Below are 17,033 nucleotides of genomic sequence, written 5' to 3'. Positions count from 1 at the left end.
GTGCACGATGCAACCCACTGCAAAAGCTCTGCTTGCCCTCACCTGCATGACCCTCAGCAGCGTCAGTCTTGGCGCCCAGACCCTGACCATCGCCACCGTCAACAACAGCGACATGATCCGCATGCAAAAGCTCTCGAAAACCTTCGAGACCGAGCACCCGGACATCAAGTTGAACTGGGTCGTGCTGGAAGAAAACGTCCTGCGTCAGCGCCTGACCACCGACATTGCCACCCAGGGTGGCCAGTTCGACGTGTTGACCATCGGCATGTACGAAGCCGCACTCTGGGGTGCAAAAGGTTGGCTGGAACCGATGAAGGATCTGCCGGCCAGCTACGCCCTCGACGATGTGTTCCCGTCGGTGCGTGAAGGCCTGTCGGTCAAGGGTTCGCTGTACGCCCTGCCGTTCTACGCCGAAAGCTCCATCACCTATTACCGCACCGACCTGTTCAAGGACGCCGGCCTGACCATGCCGGAGCGTCCGACCTGGGAGCAGATCGCCGGTTTCGCCGAAAAACTAACCAACAAGGACAAGGAGCAGTACGGCATCTGCCTGCGCGGCAAGGCCGGCTGGGGCGAGAACATGGCGCTGATCACCACCGTGGCCAATGCCTACGGCGCGCGCTGGTTCGATGAGCAGTGGAAACCCGAATTCAGCGGCCCGGAGTGGAAAAACGCGCTGAACTTCTACGTCGACACCATGAAAAAGTCCGGCCCACCAGGCGCCTCCAGCAACGGTTTCAACGAAAACCTCGCCCTGTTCAACAGCGGCAAGTGCGCTATCTGGGTCGATGCCAGCGTCGCCGGCTCGTTCGTCACCGACAAGACCCAGAGCAAAGTCGCCGATCATGTCGGCTTCACCTTTGCGCCGCATCAGGTCACCGATAAAGGCTCCGCGTGGTTGTACTCGTGGGCGCTGGCGATTCCGACCAGCTCCAAAGCCAAGGACGCCGCCAAGGAGTTCAGCGCCTGGGCCACCTCAAAAGAGTACGGCGAACTGGTCGCCAAGACCGACGGTATCGCCAACGTACCACCGGGCACTCGTGCCTCGACCTACAGCGACGCGTACATGAGCGCCGCACCGTTTGCCAAGGTCACGCTGGAATCGCTGAAAGCGGCCGACCCGAGCAAACCAACCCTCAAACCGGTGCCTTATATCGGCATCCAGCTGGTGACCATTCCTGAATTCCAGGGCGTGGGCACCCAGGTCGGCAAGCTGTTCTCGGCGGCACTGATCGGCCAGACCACGGTCGACCAGGCGCTGACCGCTGCACAGCAAACCACCGAACGCGAGATGAAGCGCGCGGGTTACCCCAAGTAACCACTGCCCTCTTCAAATGAAGGAAGGGAGCTTGCTCCCTCCCCTCAAAGAACTCGCTGTATCTCGAGTATGTGATCGCCATGAATACTTCAACTGCCAAAGCCCACATCGACCTGTCGCAACCCCAGCGCAAAAACCGCGTGGCCAATCCCGGCTGGTTTCTGGTCAGCCCTTCGGTGGCCCTGTTGCTGCTGTGGATGATCGTGCCGCTGGGCATGACCGTCTATTTCTCGATGATCCGCTACAACCTGCTCGACCCGGGCATCAATGAATTCGTCGGGCTGGATAACTTCACCTACTTTCTGACCGACTCCGGGTTCCTGCCCGGCGCCACCAACACCTTGCTGCTGGTGGGCAGTGTGCTGCTGATCAGCGTGGTGTTCGGCGTATTGATCAGTGCGCTACTGGAAGCCAGCGAGTTCTTCGGCCGCGGCATCGTGCGGGTGATGCTGATTTCACCGTTCTTCATCATGCCCACGGTCGGTGCGCTGATCTGGAAGAACCTGATCTTCCACCCGGTCTCCGGGATCCTCGCCTACCTCTGGAAGCTGTTCGGCGCGCAACCGGTGGACTGGCTGGCGCACTACCCGTTGCTGTCGATCATCATCATTGTGTCGTGGCAATGGCTGCCCTTCGCGATCCTGATCCTGATGACCGCCATGCAGTCCCTCGACCAGGAACAGAAAGAAGCCGCCCGCCTCGACGGCGCCGGCCCCGTCGAGATCTTCTGGCACCTGACCCTGCCGCATCTGGCGCGGCCGATTGCCGTGGTGGTAATGATTGAAACCATCTTCCTGCTGTCGGTGTTCGCCGAAATCTTCACCACCACCAATGGCGGCCCCGGCTACGCGTCGACCAACCTCGCCTACCTGATCTACAACCAGGCGCTGGTGCAGTTCGACGTCGGCATGGCTTCGGCCGGCGGCCTGATCGCCGTGGTCATCGCCAACATCGCCGCGATCATTCTGGTGCGGATGATCGGCAAAAACCTGACTGACAAAGCCTGAGGCCTGCCATGACTCTTCAACAATCCCGCCGGCTGCAAAGCCTGCTGCTCGGCACGCTGGCCTGGGCCATCGCGATCATCATTTTCTTCCCGATCTTCTGGATGGTGCTGACCAGTTTCAAGACCGAAATCGACGCCTTCGCCACGCCGCCGCAGTTCATCTTCACGCCGACGCTGGAGAACTACCTGCACATCAACGAGCGCAGTGATTACTTCAGCTTTGCCTGGAACTCGGTGGTGATTTCCTTCAGCGCCACGGCTCTTTGCCTGCTGATCGCGGTGCCGGCGGCCTATTCGATGGCGTTCTACGAAACCCAACGCACCAAGGGCACGCTGTTGTGGATGCTCTCCACCAAGATGCTGCCGCCGGTAGGTGTGCTGATGCCGATCTACCTGCTGGCCAAGAGTTTCGGCCTGCTCGATACGCGTATTGCGCTGATCGTGATCTACACGCTGATCAACCTGCCGATCGTGGTCTGGATGATTTACACCTACTTCAAGGACATCCCCAAGGACATCCTCGAAGCCGCCCGCCTCGACGGCGCCACGCTGATGCAGGAAATGCTCCGGGTGCTGCTGCCAATCGCCAAGGGCGGGCTGGCCTCGACGGTGCTGCTGTCGCTGATCCTGTGCTGGAACGAAGCGTTCTGGTCGCTGAACCTGACCTCGTCCAAAGCCGCGCCACTGACCGCGCTGATCGCCTCCTACTCAAGCCCCGAAGGATTGTTCTGGGCCAAGTTGTCGGCCGTCTCGACGCTTGCCTGCGCGCCGATCCTGATCTTCGGCTGGATCAGCCAGAAACAACTGGTGCGCGGCCTGTCGTTCGGCGCCGTGAAATAGCCCTTAAAGAACAAATATAAAAGGAGCGCCATCATGGCCAACCTGAAAATCAAGAATCTGCAAAAAGGCTTCGAAGGTTTTTCCATCATCAAGGGCATCGACCTTGAAGTGAACGACAAGGAATTCGTGGTATTCGTCGGCCCGTCGGGCTGCGGCAAATCCACCCTGCTGCGACTGATCGCGGGCCTGGAAGAAGTAAGCGGCGGCACCATCGAACTGGACGGGCGCGACATCACCGAAGTCAGCCCGGCCAAGCGTGATCTGGCGATGGTATTCCAGACCTACGCGCTGTATCCGCACATGACCGTGAAGAAGAACATGTCGTTCGCCCTCGATCTGGCCGGTGTGCCGAAGGCTGAGGTCGAGAAAAAAGTCGGCGAAGCGGCGCGCATCCTCGAACTGGGGCCGATGCTGGAACGCAAGCCGAAGCAACTGTCCGGCGGCCAGCGTCAGCGCGTGGCCATCGGCCGGGCGATCGTGCGCAACCCGAAAATCTTCCTGTTCGACGAACCGCTGTCCAACCTCGACGCCGCGCTGCGGGTGCAGATGCGCCTGGAACTGCTGCGTCTGCACAAGGACCTCAAGGCGACGATGATCTACGTGACCCACGATCAGGTCGAAGCCATGACCATGGCCGACAAAGTCGTGGTACTCAATGGCGGCAAGATCGAACAGGTCGGCTCGCCGCTGGACCTGTATCACAACCCCGCCAACCTGTTCGTCGCCGGGTTCCTCGGTACGCCGAAAATGGGTTTCCTCAAGGGCAAGATCGCCCGGGTCGACAGCCAGAGCTGCGAAGTCTCGCTGGACGCCGGCACGCGCATCACCCTGCCGTTCAACGCGGCAAACCTGAGCGTCGGCAGCGCTGTGACTCTGGGCATTCGCCCGGAACATCTGGAACTGGCACAACCGGGCGACTGCACCTTGCAAGTCACCGCCGACGTCAGCGAACGCCTGGGCAGCGACACCTTCTGCCACGTCAAGACCAACGCCGGCGAAGCCCTGACCATGCGCGTTCGCGGTGATCTGGCGAGCCGTTACGGCGAACAACTGAACCTGCACCTGGACGCGTCCCACTGCCATCTGTTCGATGCCGACGGCGTGGCGTTGACCCGCCCGTTGCGCGCCGCCGCCTGATTTCGAGACTGACCCGATGAAACTGAATCAACAGAACCTCAATCGCCTCGCCGCCGAAGTGCAGCTGCCGGCCTACAGCCTCAGTGACGCACGCCAGGGCATCGCCCACATTGGCGTCGGCGGCTTCCATCGCGCACATCAGGCGTATTACACCGATGCGCTGATGAACACCGGCGAAGCGCTGGACTGGGCCATTTGCGGCGTAGGACTGCGCGCCGAAGACCGCCGCGCCCGTGACGACCTCAAGGAACAGGACTACCTGTTCACCCTGTTCGAACTGGGCGACAGCGACGACACCGAAGTCCGCGTCATCGGTTCGATCCGCGACATGCTGCTGGCCAGCGACAGTGCCCAGGTGCTGATCGACAAACTGACCGACCCGCAGATCCGCATCGTCTCGCTGACCATCACCGAGGGTGGCTATTGCATCGATGACAGCAACGGCGAGTTCATGACACACCTGCCACAGATTCAGCACGACCTGACTTACCCGCAACAGCCGCAAACCGTGTTCGGTTTCCTCTGCGCGGCGCTGGCCAGGCGACGTGCGGCGGGCATTCCGGCGTTTACCGTGATGTCCTGCGATAACCTGCCACACAACGGCGCCGTCACCCGCAAGGCACTGCTGGCCTTCACCGCGCTGCTTGATCCGGACCTGCGCGACTGGATCGACGCCAACGTCAGCTTTCCCAACGCCATGGTCGACCGCATCACCCCGATGACCAGCACCGCGCATCGCCTGCAACTGGCGGACAAACACGCCGTCGACGACGCCTGGCCAGTGGTGTGCGAACCGTTTGTGCAATGGGTGCTGGAAGACAAGTTCGTCAACGGCCGCCCGGCCTGGGAAAAGGTCGGCGTGCAGTTCACCGACGATGTTTCGCCCTACGAAGAGATGAAGATCAAACTGCTCAACGGCAGCCATCTGGCCCTGACTTATCTGGGCTTTCTAAAGGGTTACCGCTTCGTCCACGACACAATGAACGACCCACTGTTCGTGCGCTACATGCGCGCCTACATGGACCTGGACGTGACCCCGCAACTGGCGCCGGTGCCGGGGATCGACCTGACCGAGTACAAGAACACGCTGGTGGCGCGGTTTTCCAATCAGGCGATTGCCGATCAACTGGAGCGGGTTTGCTCCGATGGTTCGTCGAAGTTTCCCAAGTTCACCATTCCGACGATCAATCGGTTGATTGCCGATGGGCGCGAGACCAAGCGGGCGGCGTTGGTCGTTGCAGCTTGGGCGTTGTATCTGAAAGGCGTGGATGAGAATGGCGACACTTATTCGATTCCGGATCCTCGGGCGGCGTTTTGTCAGGCGTTGGTGGCGGAGGATGCCTTGATCACTGAGCGGTTGCTGGGGGTTGAGGAGATTTTCGGGGTGGCGATACCGCGTTCGAAGGAGTTCGTGACGGCGTTTGAGTGGTGCCTGAACAGTTTGCGCGAAGAAGGCGTGACACGGACGCTGGAACACCTGTTGACCTGATCGTTCCCACGTCGAGGCGTCGAACCGTCCGCGTGGGAATGCAGCCCGGGACGCTCCGCGTCCCACTCAACAGCGGACGCAGAGCGTCCATTGAGGCATTCCCACGCAGAGCGTGGGAACGATCTGTCGATCTTTGTGGAGCGCACATGACAACCCAACAACTCTTCCTCGGCATCGACTGCGGCACCCAAGGCACCAAAGCCATCATCCTCGACGCCACCAGCGGTCAGGTGTTGGGCCAGGGTGCCGCCGCCCACACGATGATCAGCGGTGCCAACGGCCGTCGCGAGCAAGACACGCACCAATGGCTGGAAGCCTTCCCCCTCGCCACCCGCCGCGCCTTATTAGCGGCAAATGTCGACGGTCAGGCGATCCTCGGCATCGGTGTTTCCGGCCAGCAACACGGTCTGGTGCTGCTCGATGACCAAGGCCAGGTCCTGCGCCCGGCCAAGCTCTGGTGCGACACCGAAACCACGGCAGAAAACGATCGGCTGTTGACTTACCTGGGCGGCGAAAAAGGCTCGCTGGAACGCCTCGGCGTGGTCATCGCTCCGGGTTACACCGTGTCCAAGCTGCTGTGGACCAAGGAACAACATCCCGCCGTTTTCTCTCGGATCGCGAAAATTCTGCTGCCCCACGACTACCTGAATTTCTGGCTCACCGGCCGTAGTTGCAGCGAATACGGCGACGCATCCGGCACCGGTTATTTCAACGTGCGCACCCGCCAATGGGATTTGCAGTTGCTGCGCGACATCGACGCCAGCGGCCGCCTGCAAGCGGCGCTGCCGGAACTGATCGATGCTCATCAAGTGGTGGGCACGATCCTGCCGGCGATCGCCGAACATTTGGGCATCAACCCCAATGCGCGGGTGTCCAGCGGTGGCGGCGACAACATGATGGGCGCCATCGGCACCGGCAATATTCAGCCGGGTGCGATCACCATGAGTCTCGGCTCCTCCGGTACGGTGTACGCCTACGCTGAAGCGCCCAAGGTCAGCCCGGATGCTTCGGTCGCGACCTTCTGCTCTTCCAGCGGCGGCTGGCTGCCGTTGATCTGCACCATGAACCTGACCAACGCCACGGGCGCGATCCGCGAGTTGTTCGACCTCGACCTCGACGCTTTCAACGCCTTGGTGGCCCAGGCGCCGATCGGCGCTGAAGGCGTGAGCATGCTGCCATTCCTCAACGGCGAGCGCGTGCCTCCCCTGCCCCACGCCACTGGCAGCCTGCACGGCCTGACGATCGATAACCTGACGCAAGCCAATCTTTGCCGCGCAGCTGTCGAAGGCACTACCTTCGGCTTGCGATTCGGACTGGATCTGCTGCGCCAGAATGGTTTACAAAGCCGCAGCATTTGCCTGATCGGCGGCGGTTCGAAAAGTGCGGTGTGGCGGCAGATTGTCGCCGACATCATGAACACCCCGGTGATCTGCACCGAGCAAAGCGAAGCTGCCGCCCTGGGCGCGGCGATTCAGGCGGCGTGGTGCAAGTCGTGGTCGAACGGCCACGAAGACACTCTGGCCGACCTGTGCGAACGCTGCGTGAAGCTCGACCTGAACAGTGAAACCCTGCCGGTTGCCGCGAATGTCGCGGCCTTCCAGCAGGCCTATGAACGCTATCGACTGCATGTCGCAACCTTATAAAGAGCAAACAACTATGTACCTGGTGTGTGGCGAAGCGCTGTTCGATTTCTTCAGCGAAGACGATGCCGGCGGGCAGGCATCGAAAGTCAATTTCAAGGCGATTGCCGGTGGCTCGCCGTTCAACGTGGCCGTGGGTTTGCGCCGACTGGGCGTGGACTCGGCGCTGTTCGCCGGGTTGTCCACCGACTACCTCGGCCGACGCTTGCAGCAGGTGCTGCAGGACGAAGGCGTCCGCCCGGATTATCTGGTGGACTTCGCGGCGCCGACCACGCTGGCGATGGTCGCGGTGGGCGCCAATGGCTCGCCACACTACAGCTTCCGTGGCGAAGGTTGCGCTGACCGCCAGTTAAGCTTGGCGCATCTGCCAACGCTGGGCCCGGAAGTGCGTGGTCTGCACTTCGGTTCGTTTTCGCTGGTGGTGCAACCGGTGGCCGACACATTGCTCGCGCTGATACAGCGTGAAAGCGCCAAACGCCTGATCAGCCTCGACCCGAACGTGCGCCTCAATCCCGAGCCGAACATCGAGCTGTGGCGCGAGCGGATCGCCACGCTGGTGCAACTGGCGGATCTGATCAAGGTCAGCGACGAAGACTTGAGCCTGCTGTACCCCGAGCAGGATCCGCAGCACGTCATCGAAGGCTGGCTGCAGCATCGCTGTCAGGTGGTGTTCCTGACCCGTGGCGGTGAAGGCGCGACCGTGTTCAGCCGTGCTCACGGTTCATGGTCGGTGCCGGCGAGTTCGGTGCAGATCGCCGATACCGTCGGCGCGGGCGATACCTTCCAGGCTGCGTTGATCACCTGGCTGACCGAGCATGAGCTGGATTCGGTGGAGGGTGTGCAGCATCTGCAACGCGATCAGATCGACGCCATGCTCAGGTTTGCCGTACAGGCGGCCGCCCTGACGTGCAGCAAGACAGGTCCGGATTTGCCTTATCGCCATCAGTTGACCTGACCGCGTAGACTGGCGCCCTTTTTTGCACGACGGGATGACGGCTTTTGAATTCGGGGCGCACGGCTGGACTGTTGGTACTGGCGACACTGTTGAGCGGCTGCGGAACATCGCCGCCGCGTTCACCGGAAAACCTCTGCGATATTTTCCGCGAGAAAAGTGATTGGTACGACGCCGCGCAAGTCACGCAAAAGCGCTGGGGCGTACCGATCCAGGTGCCGTTCGCGATCATGTATCAGGAGTCCGGCTACCGCTACGACGCCAAGACCCCGCGCAAATACCTGTTGTGGGTGATCCCGTGGGGCCGCGTCACGACGGCATCAGGTTATGCGCAGGCCAAGGATGAAGTCTGGTCCGACTACCAGAAAAGCACCGGCCGACACGGCGCCGACCGCGAAGACTTCGACGACGCCATCGACTTTGTCGGCTGGTACATGGACAAGACCGCCTCGGTCAACGGCGTGTACAAGTACGACGCCTACAACCAGTACCTCAACTACCACGAAGGCTGGGGCGGGTTTCGCCAGAAGACTTATGCCAGCAAGGCGTGGCTGCCGCCGGTGGCGCGCAAGGTGCAGAACCGTTCGGACATGTACGGCCAGCAATATGCGGCGTGCAAGGATGATCTGAATCGCGGGTTCTGGAGCCGGTTCTGGCACTGGCTCTGATCGCAGGTCAAAAAAAACCATCGCGAGCGAACTCGCGATGGTTTTTTTCGGCCATTGAACTGAACGGATTTACAACACCGAGAAGTTGTAACTCACGATCAACCGGGTCTCATCCACGTCACGGGCGAACTTCTCGTAGTTGGTGCGATACGTCGCATTACGCAAACGCAGGCTGACGTCCTTGAACGTGCCGCTCTGGATCACATACTTCAGCTCGCTGTCGCGTTCCCACTCTTTGCCTTCCTGATCGCTGCCCGGCACCTTGATGTGATCGCCGTTCACGTAACGGGTCAGGAAGCTCAAGCCGTTGATGCCGATCGCCTTGAAGTCATAGTCATAACGCAGCTGCCAGGAACGTTCCTGTGCGGCGGCGAAGTCGTTGACCTGCACGTAGTTCACCAGGTACGGGTTGCTGCCATCCAGATACGGCATCGAATTGTCGCCGTTCATGCGCTGCCAGCCGGCGCTGAAGGTGTGACCGCTGATGCCGTAGGACAGCATGCCGCTCAAGGCACGGTTGTCGATGGAACCGGCTTTCGCATCGCCGCTGTCGGCGCTTTTCAGTAGTCGCAGATCGGCTTTCAACACGCCGTCACCCAGCGGCTGATTGCCCAGCAGACCGACGAAGTGCTGACGATAGATGTCTTCCAGCTCAGCGTAGTGATACTGCGCGGTCAGGCGATCGTTGATCTTGTAGTCGAAGCCGTACATGTCGAAATGATCGGCGGTGACGTTGCAGGCGTAGCGCTTGTTCTTGCAGTGCACGCGAATGTCCTGGGAGTCGGTCGAATCCCGGGCGGTGTACTTGTCCAGGCGCGCGGCCATGAAAGTCAGGTCCTTCACTTCCTTTGAAGTCAGCATCGCGCCGTTGAACATGGTCGGCAGCAGACGGCCGTCGTTGTACTTGAGCAGCGGCAGATCCGGCAGCAGCGTGCCGTATTTCAGCACCGTGTCCGAGACTTTCACCTTGGCGGTCAGGCCCATCTTCGCGTACTGACCTTTCGATCCGCGCGGGTTGTCGCCACTGGATGGCAGCAGTCCGCTGTTGCTGCGATCAGGGCTGGAATCGAGCTGGAAGCCCGCCATGCCCAGCGCATCAATGCCGAAACCCACGGTGCCTTCGGTGTAACCCGATTGCAGATTGAGAATGAAGCCCTGCGCCGACTCTTCGCGCTTGGACGCGCCCTGATCATTGGAGGTGTGCCCATCACGGAAATCACGGTTGAAGTACACCGTGCGCGATTCGATCTTCGCCGTGGTGTCTTCGAAAAAACCGCTGGCCTGAACCTGCGCGGTAAAACCGGCGCACAGCACAAAGGCTCCGAAGCCAAGCGACTGGCGCGGGGTGATGAGGGGAAATGGGGGACGCATTGAAAACTCCAACAGAACAACGATTGCGCGGGGGCGCAAACAAACCAGAAATAGCTCCCGTCCCGGAACAGTGAAGAACCGGAAGGAAGTGAACACGCGGGGGTGAGCGCCCATGTTGGCAGATGGCTTTGACGTGCTACAGGCGACTTTAGTCTGAAACTGACTGATTGTTCTTGAAGGCCGTCGTTGGCGATTGCGCTGGATCAGTCGCCCGCAAGTACCGGTCTCACAAGGCGAAACAACCGGTCTAAGGGTTTTCCCTATGCCTTCGGGTCGGTGCTTCTACGGCATTTGCGCCTTGAACGAGGCCGTTTAATCCTGCACCATCCGCCCACGCTAATCCAAAGGACGGAAATCAAGGCATGCTGGACGCCAACGCTACCCACATTACCCTCACGCTCGAGGGCGCTTCCGCCGATCTGCAAGTCCTCAGCTTCACCGGTCGCGAAGCCCTCAACGAACCGTTCCGTTTCGACCTCGAACTGGTCAGCGCCCGTCCCGACCTCAAGCTCGAAGAACTCCTGCACAAGCCCGGCTGCCTGACGTTCGGTGCCACCGGCGAGGGCAAGATTCATGGCCTGGTGTATCGCATCGAGCAAGGTGACTCCGGCAAGACCCTGACCCGTTACAGCATCAGTCTGGTGCCGCAACTGGCCTACCTGCGGCACAACCATGACCAGCAGATTTTCCAGCAACTGACGGTGCCGAAGATCATCGCTCAGGTCCTGGAAGATCGCGGCATTCTGGCCGACGCCTACAGCTTCCAGCTCAGCGCCGAGTACCCGGAACGTGACTATTGCGTGCAGTACGACGAGTCCGACCTGCATTTCATCCAGCGCCTGTGCGAAGAGGAAGGCATCCACTTCCACTTCCAGCACAGCAGCAGCGGCCACAAACTGGTGTTCGGCGATGACCAGACCGTTTTCCGCAAGCTGAAACCGGTCAACTATCAGCAAGACTCCGGCATGACCGCCGACAAACCGGTGATCAAACGTTTCAACCTGCGCCTGGAAACCCGCACCAGCCGTGTCAGCCGTCGCGATTACGATTTCGAGAAACCGAAGATCCTGCCTGAAGGCGCGGCCAAATCCGCGTTCATGCCGGACCTTGAGGACTACGACTATCCCGGCCGTTTCACCACCCGTGAGCGCGGCAAGTTCCTCTCGACCCGAGCGCTGGAGCGCCATCGCAGCGACTACAAACTCGCCGAAGGCAAGGGTGACGAGCCGACACTGACGACCGGCCATTTCATGTCCCTGGCCGAACACCCGCGCGCCGAGTGGAACGACATGTGGCTGCTGCTGGAAATCTTCCACGAAGGCAAGCAACCGCAAGTGCTGGGCGAAAACGTCACCAGCGACGTCACCGACAACAAGAGCGATTTCCACCAGGGCTACCGCAACAGCTTCGTCGCCACCCCGTGGGACGCACACTACCGCCCTGCCCTCGAACACCCGAAACCGAAGGTCCTCGGCAGCCAGACCGCTATCGTCACCGGCCCGGGCGGCGAAGAAATCCACTGCGATCAGTACGGCCGGGTGAAGGTGCAATTCCACTGGGACCGCGACGGCCAGGCCGACGACAAGACCACCTGCTGGCTGCGCGTCGCCAGCGGCTGGGCCGGCGCGGCCTACGGCGGCATCGCCATCCCGCGCATCGGCATGGAAGTGCTGGTGACCTTCCTTGAAGGTGACCCCGACCAGCCGCTGGTGACCGGTTGCCTGTACCACAAGGAAAACGTCGTCCCTTACGACCTGCCGGCGAACAAGACCCGCAGCACCTTCAAGACCCTGAGCTCACCGGGCGGCAAGGGCTACAACGAGTTCCGCATCGAAGACAAGAAAGGCGTGGAGCAGATCTACATCCACGCCCAGCGCGACTGGGACGAAAACATCGAGCACGACCAGAAGATTCGGGTTGGCAACGAACGGCACGACACCGTCGAAGCCAATACCCTGAGCGAATTCAAGGTCGAGGAACACCGCATCACTCATCTGGATCGCAAGAGCGAAATGCGCGCCAACGATCACCTGACGGTGGGCGTGACCCAGCATGTGAAGGTCGGCACCGGGCAGTTCGTGGAAGCAGGCACGGAGATTCACTACCACGCTGGCGACAAAGTTGTGATCGAGGGCGGGATGGAGCTGACGGCCAAGGCTGGCGGCAGCTTCGTCAAGGTCGATGCCGGTGGCGTGACCATCAGCGGTGCCGAGGTGAAAGCCAACACCGGCGGAGCGCCGGGCGCGGGTACCGGAATCGCGATTCTGCCGCCGGTCATTCCGGCCCCGGCCGCCAACGACAAGCCTGGCACCGTCGTGTCGCCGAAGCAGGTTGTGAAGTCTGCTTAATGCGCAACGCAATCTTCGCGGCTGGACTCATCGCATCAAGCTTTCACACCTTTGCCGCTCAGCCGCCGTTCACGACGGTGGCAGAGTGTGATCTGGCCGGCTCCGACAGCAGACTATCCTTGCTGCGGGGCCACCCCCTCTCCGACGCTCACGTTTACAAGATCCGTCAGGAGCAAGAAACCAGATTCTTGTATGCAGATGCCGATACGTCTTTCGGCAGTCGTGTTGATTGGCAATGCGTGCCCACCGGCAAAGGCGTGAATGTCTTTCTGATCACTGGCGAGTTCAGCTCCAACTACCAACAAGGCATCCTGTTCTTTCGGGATACAACTGACAGGCGGGTACACCGTGTGGAATTTGCCGAAAGGAACCGCCCTCGTTGGATATTGAGCGACTCGAAAGGTCCTCAAGTGATATTCGAGAACGTCGGACATGAAAGCGCCCGCAAGTACCTGATTTATGGTCCGGCGGACGCCTATCTGGAAACGGATGAGTTGCCGGCTCCCGCAACCGTTGAAGGTGAAGCGCTAATCGAGCTGAAACCTTATCCGTAGACGCTGAGATTCTTTGTTCAACAGGGGACCATTGCTCCCCCTTGAACCGCCGAAAGCAGACAAAGCATCCACCCTTGTAGGAATCCGCCGAGACTCCCCCACGAAACAATCCCCCGCCAGACAGCCGGCATTCAGCCGGGTTAACCCTCGCTTAACGCCGCGGTCAAAGACTCTACTGAACCGCACGCTCTCAGCCCGATGCTGACGCCCAGTGCGGCAGGCCTGGCGTGTTTCACGCCGGGCTTTCTTTCCGTCGCACGGGAGTCCCTCCATGAACATTCGTCCGTTCCTGCTTACCACCGCCCTCGCCTGCACCGCGTTTGCCGGGTTGGCCCAGGCCAATGACACCACCGCAACAACCAAAGCCGTGCCTTACACCTATGGCATGCCCTTGAATGTGGCCAAAGTGGTCTCGATGACCGAGCAGCCCGCAAAGACTTGCAAGGTGATTGATGCCGATATGAAGTACATCGACACCACCGGCAAACCCGAAGAAATCACCTACCGGAAAATGTCTGACGCCTGCGACTTCCAGAACTGACAGAAAGCTCTGAATTGCGGCTTTGCGGTAGGCGAGCAAGGGTCTCGAAGGTTATCCTCGGATCACCTCTCACTGCCGCAAGGATTCGCCATGCAGTTGTCGTTTCGCACGTTGTCGACCCTCACCTTTTGTCTGTGTTTTCTGCTGGCGCTGGCCTGGGGGCTGGTGCCGCAGGTGTTGCTTTCGATCTGGAGCATTGAATATTCAGAAGCAGCAGGTTTTGTAGCGCGACGCATGGCGGTGCTGTTTGCAGCGTTGGGGGTGATGTTTTATCTGGTGCGCAACGCGCCGGTGTCGATCGCGCGCAATGCGCTGAGCAACGGCTTTATCGTCGGCTGTTTTGGTTTGGCAGTAGTGGGATTCTCAGAATGGCTCAACGGCCACGCCGGCCCCGGGATTCTGCTCGCGGTGCTGGTCGAGTTCGCGCTGGGCCTCGGTTTTGTCCAGGCCCGGCGCGTGACGATCGAACTGGGTGAAACGGTCGGTTAAACGACTCTGGATCGCGGCAATGAATGATGGGTTGCCGTGTGTTGCGCCAGATCCGAGCGCAACCCGGCGATCAGGCCGTTGATTTCGCGACAGCTGTTCAAGTGACTGGCATCGATGCCACTCACCAGCAAATCAACCTGATCGGTCTGGTGATCGCCATACACCTTGACGGTCATCGACAGATCCGGGGACAACGTGCACTGGCAGCGTTTCGGCAGAAAGCTGCTTTCAATGATATTGCGTAGTTCCAAGGCAGACAGAAACATGGCGAACCCTCTCCTTACTGTGAGACTGCCAATCAAGTATTCACATGACCGTTACCACGCCTCCCCACGGGTGTATCCCCGCTGAATCCCTGGGTGTGGCAAGCGGCTGTACTGCGAAATGCCCATTGGAGTGTAGGCGCACAAACTCGGTGCGCCGCACCAAATCAACGCATAAACCGTGCCTTTCATCGGGTCGCTTTTACCTCCTTCCAAATCAATGACTTGGCAGAAACGCAGGCAAGTAGCCAGTTGCAAAATGCAAGATTCGATCGTGCGGGCACTGCAATTTGCAAGCGGCTGGCGGTTTGCATTCATTGCCCATGGCAGTGAGAATGCCCGTCTACCAACGTACACCCGCCAGGAGGCTTCAATGGGAAATTTCACTGTTTACGCGACCGCCGGCCTGATGCTCGCCAGCCTGTCTACCCTCACCCACGCCGCCAAACTCGAAGACACGGCGCCCTACCCCAAAGCCGAAGCGGGCTTCACTCGTCAGGTCATCCATTTGCCGCAGCAGGCTCAGGAAGACAACTTCAAAGTCGAAATCCTCGCCGGCAAGACCCTTGAGGTGGACTGCAACCGCCAGCGCCTGGGCGGCACCCTTGAAGAGAAAAACCTCGAAGGCTGGGGCTATCCGTTCTATCGCCTGGAAAAAGTCAGCGGCCCGATGAGCACGCTGATGGCCTGCCCGCCCGGCACCCAGAAAAAACGCGCCTTCGTACCGGTGATCGGTGACGGCTTCACGGTGCGCTACAACAGCAAGCTGCCAATCGTGGTTTACGCACCGACGGATGTCGAAGTGCGCTATCGCATCTGGTCGGCTTCGGACAAGGTCGGCGTCGCCATTCCCGAGTAACTGGCCAAGGAGCAGCGGCATTGATTACTTGCCACGTCAGATACGTGATTGACCCGTACCAGCTGGAAGCATTCGAAGCCTACGCCAAGACCTGGCTTGGCATCGTCGAACGGCTGGGCGGAACGCATCACGGCTACTTCCTGCCCTCGGAAGGCGCGAGCAACATCGCCTATTGCCTGTTCAGTTTTCCGTCGCTGGCAGATTACGAAAGCTATCGCCACATCGCACTGACCGACCCGGAAAGCACGGCACTGGTGGCCGATCTGGTCGAAAAGAAGTTCATCGTCAGCTACGAGCGCAGTTTCCTGCGCCCGTTGTTGCCCTGAGTCCTTTCACGCTGAAACACCACACGCCGCCGCTCGCTCGGCGACGTGACGCAAGCTGTCGAAGTTGATATTGGCGCCGGAATCGATGGCGATCAGCGTCTGATTCCGTGCGCCGGTTTGCGCCACGTACTGTTTGATGCCCGCGACCGCCAATGCCCCTGAAGGCTCGGTGATCGAGCGGGTATCGTCGTAGATATTCTTGATCGCTGCGCAGAGTTCGTCGTTGCTGACGGTGATGACTTCATCTACGCAGAAGCGGCAAACCTCGAACCCGTAGGCGCCGATCTGCGCCACCGCTACGCCATCGGCGAAGGTGCCCACGCTCGGCAGCACCACCCGTTCATCTGCCTGCAAAGCAGCCTTCAGGCAGGCCGAGTGCTTCGACTCTACGCCTATGATCCGCACCTCCGGCCGCAAGTATTTGACGTATGCCGCGATGCCGGCGATCAACCCGCCACCGCCCACCGGGACAAAGATTGCATCCAGCGCGCCCTGATGCTCGCGCAGGATTTCCATTGCGACGGTGCCTTGGCCGGCGATCACATCGGGGTCGTCGAACGGCGAGACGAACGTTCGCCCGGTCTGCTCAGCCAGTTGCAGCGCGTGGGCCAGGGCAAACGGAAAGCTTTCGCCATGCAGCAATGCCTCGGCGCCGCGACTGCTGACGCCCAGCACTTTCAATTCCGGGGTAGTTGCCGGCATGACAATGGTCGCAGCAATGCCCAGTTCACGTGCGGCCAGCGCTACGCCTTGAGCGTGATTACCCGCCGACGCCGTGATCACCCCGCGCGCCTTTTGCTCGTCGCTCAGTTGCACCAGTTTGTTGTAAGCACCACGGATCTTGAAGGAGAACGTCGGTTGCAGGTCTTCGCGCTTGAGCAGGATCCGGTTACCCAACGCTTCGGACAGCGCTGGTGCCGATTGCAGCGGCGTGCGCACCGCCAGTTCATACACCGGCGCGGCGAGGATCTTTTTCACATACTGCTCAAGCAGGGCTTGCTGGGCGGGGCTGTGGCGCATGGTCGTCTCCTGACTGTTGATTCAGAACCCAGGAGACAGAAAATGAAAACCCGCCTCTAGGGCGGGTTGGGTGCTGCAGTCGTGAGCTAGCCCGCCAAATGAGGAATGGCGGTAATAATGCTTGGCTGGCAGCGCAGTACGGTGGAAGTCATGGGCTCGAAATTAGCCCGGGCGTTGCTGGCAAGTCAATGGCGATTTTTGCGGTGGGTCTG

At 60.3% G+C, this 17,033-nt stretch carries 16 protein-coding genes and 1 pseudogene; 14 read left to right on the top strand and 3 right to left on the bottom strand.

Annotation, left to right across the window (positions count from 1 at the left end; genetic code table 11):
• Positions 1-7: 7 nt before the first annotated feature.
• The 8 genes from AC07VV_RS04285 (at position 8) to AC07VV_RS04250 (ending at position 9,050) form a co-directional block, all read left to right on the top strand.
• Positions 8-1,318, top strand: coding sequence for an ABC transporter substrate-binding protein (locus tag AC07VV_RS04285; RefSeq protein WP_102619823.1), 1,311 nt, complete (start codon positions 8-10; stop codon positions 1,316-1,318).
• An 80-nt stretch (positions 1,319-1,398) separates the two neighbouring features.
• On the top strand, positions 1,399-2,325 hold the full coding sequence (locus AC07VV_RS04280) for a carbohydrate ABC transporter permease (RefSeq protein WP_495035416.1): 927 nt from the start codon (positions 1,399-1,401) through the stop codon (positions 2,323-2,325).
• Positions 2,326-2,333: 8 nt separating this feature from the next.
• Entirely contained in the window at positions 2,334-3,164 is an 831-nt protein-coding gene (locus AC07VV_RS04275; protein WP_096820359.1) for a carbohydrate ABC transporter permease, read from the top strand.
• 33 nt (positions 3,165-3,197) lie between these two features.
• Positions 3,198-4,301 carry an ABC transporter ATP-binding protein gene (locus tag AC07VV_RS04270; RefSeq protein WP_495035415.1) on the top strand — a complete coding sequence of 368 codons (1,104 nt, stop codon included), beginning with the start codon at positions 3,198-3,200 and terminating at the stop codon, positions 4,299-4,301.
• A 16-nt stretch (positions 4,302-4,317) separates the two neighbouring features.
• Complete coding sequence (locus tag AC07VV_RS04265; RefSeq protein ID WP_495035414.1) at positions 4,318-5,790, top strand: mannitol dehydrogenase family protein; 1,473 nt, start codon at positions 4,318-4,320, stop codon at positions 5,788-5,790.
• Positions 5,791-5,936: 146 nt separating this feature from the next.
• Positions 5,937-7,433, top strand: a complete 1,497-nt coding sequence (xylB, locus tag AC07VV_RS04260; RefSeq protein WP_495035413.1) for a xylulokinase — start codon at positions 5,937-5,939, stop codon at positions 7,431-7,433.
• 13 nt (positions 7,434-7,446) lie between these two features.
• A complete protein-coding gene (locus tag AC07VV_RS04255) occupies positions 7,447-8,385 on the top strand; it encodes a carbohydrate kinase family protein (protein ID WP_495035412.1) in 939 nt (312 codons plus the stop codon).
• A 44-nt stretch (positions 8,386-8,429) separates the two neighbouring features.
• Positions 8,430-9,050, top strand: a complete 621-nt coding sequence (locus AC07VV_RS04250; RefSeq protein WP_495035411.1) for a transglycosylase SLT domain-containing protein — start codon at positions 8,430-8,432, stop codon at positions 9,048-9,050.
• A 69-nt stretch (positions 9,051-9,119) separates the two neighbouring features.
• On the opposite strand, the gene AC07VV_RS04245 is transcribed toward AC07VV_RS04250, so the two are convergent.
• The gene (locus AC07VV_RS04245) at positions 9,120-10,421 is read right to left on the bottom strand and encodes an OprD family porin (protein WP_495035410.1); all 1,302 of its coding nucleotides are present in this window, start codon (positions 10,419-10,421) and stop codon (positions 9,120-9,122) included.
• Positions 10,422-10,783: 362 nt separating this feature from the next.
• Here AC07VV_RS04245 and AC07VV_RS04240 point away from each other — a divergent pair, with 362 nt between their 5' ends.
• The 4 genes from AC07VV_RS04240 to AC07VV_RS04225 all read left to right on the top strand — a co-directional run bounded on the left by AC07VV_RS04240 (position 10,784) and on the right by AC07VV_RS04225 (position 14,353).
• Positions 10,784-12,769 (top strand): type VI secretion system Vgr family protein, encoded by a 1,986-nt coding sequence (locus tag AC07VV_RS04240; RefSeq protein ID WP_495035409.1) that lies wholly within the window; start codon positions 10,784-10,786, stop codon positions 12,767-12,769.
• The gene (locus AC07VV_RS04235) at positions 12,769-13,323 is read left to right on the top strand and encodes a hypothetical protein (protein ID WP_495035408.1); all 555 of its coding nucleotides are present in this window, start codon (positions 12,769-12,771) and stop codon (positions 13,321-13,323) included. The genes AC07VV_RS04240 and AC07VV_RS04235 overlap by 1 nt, the downstream gene beginning before the upstream one ends.
• A gap of 271 nt (positions 13,324-13,594) precedes the next feature.
• Positions 13,595-13,864, top strand: a complete 270-nt coding sequence (locus AC07VV_RS04230) for a DUF2790 domain-containing protein (RefSeq protein ID WP_102619816.1) — start codon at positions 13,595-13,597, stop codon at positions 13,862-13,864.
• 90 nt (positions 13,865-13,954) lie between these two features.
• A complete protein-coding gene (locus AC07VV_RS04225; RefSeq protein ID WP_495035407.1) occupies positions 13,955-14,353 on the top strand; it encodes a hypothetical protein in 399 nt (132 codons plus the stop codon).
• Here the strand turns inward: AC07VV_RS04225 and AC07VV_RS04220 are convergent.
• Entirely contained in the window at positions 14,350-14,619 is a 270-nt protein-coding gene (locus AC07VV_RS04220; protein ID WP_273538158.1) for a DUF1652 domain-containing protein, read from the bottom strand. The genes AC07VV_RS04225 and AC07VV_RS04220 overlap by 4 nt on opposite strands.
• Before the next feature lie 370 nt (positions 14,620-14,989).
• Here AC07VV_RS04220 and eco point away from each other — a divergent pair, with 370 nt between their 5' ends.
• Both eco and AC07VV_RS04210 read left to right on the top strand, forming a co-directional pair.
• Entirely contained in the window at positions 14,990-15,475 is a 486-nt protein-coding gene (gene eco, locus AC07VV_RS04215) for a serine protease inhibitor ecotin (protein WP_493064797.1), read from the top strand.
• 20 nt (positions 15,476-15,495) lie between these two features.
• Complete coding sequence (locus tag AC07VV_RS04210; protein ID WP_495035406.1) at positions 15,496-15,801, top strand: NIPSNAP family protein; 306 nt, start codon at positions 15,496-15,498, stop codon at positions 15,799-15,801.
• 30 nt (positions 15,802-15,831) lie between these two features.
• Here the strand turns inward: AC07VV_RS04210 and ilvA are convergent.
• A pseudogene (ilvA, locus tag AC07VV_RS04205) lies at positions 15,832-16,821 on the bottom strand (threonine ammonia-lyase, biosynthetic); the annotation flags it as partial.
• Positions 16,822-17,033 lie beyond the last annotated feature (212 nt).

Source organism: Pseudomonas sp. GW821-FHT02C04, assembly GCF_059421845.1.
The sequence above is the reverse complement of the archived record's forward strand: the minus strand, read 5'-3'. Positions and strand labels throughout refer to the sequence as shown.